The organism is Halalkalibacter lacteus, assembly GCF_036663595.1.
GTDB lineage: Bacteria > Bacillota > Bacilli > Bacillales > Bacillaceae_D > Halalkalibacter > Halalkalibacter lacteus.
This window is the reverse complement of record NZ_JAWRVL010000317.1, coordinates 1-256: the sequence shown is the minus strand read 5'-3', so window position 1 is coordinate 256 and position 256 is coordinate 1. Positions and strand designations below refer to the sequence as shown.

The window sequence follows — 256 nt, the reverse complement described above, 5'->3', positions numbered from 1 at the left end:
GTTGGGCAGCTTTTGCAGCTGGTCGTAGAGCGTGCGCGCCTGGTCGCGCTCGCTCTGGCTGCGGGCCGGATCGTTGGCGCGCGCATTGAGGCTTTCGCCGAAGAGGTCGGATTGGGTAGTGCCGTCTTTCCATTTGAGCCGGCTCTGCAAACCATCCGTGAACTGCAGGGCATCGGCCAGCTTGCGGATGGCTTCGCCGTTGTCGGTATAGCGTTCTTTGTTGGTCTGGACCAGGTTGGCAATGGCCTTGAGCGCG

General features: G+C 62.1%; 1 protein-coding gene. It reads right to left on the bottom strand.

Translation table 11 applies throughout. The annotated features are described in order from the left end of the window. The coding region (locus tag SAZ04_RS22500) for a hypothetical protein (RefSeq protein WP_332699918.1) at positions 1 to 256 on the bottom strand (256 nt) is incomplete at both ends.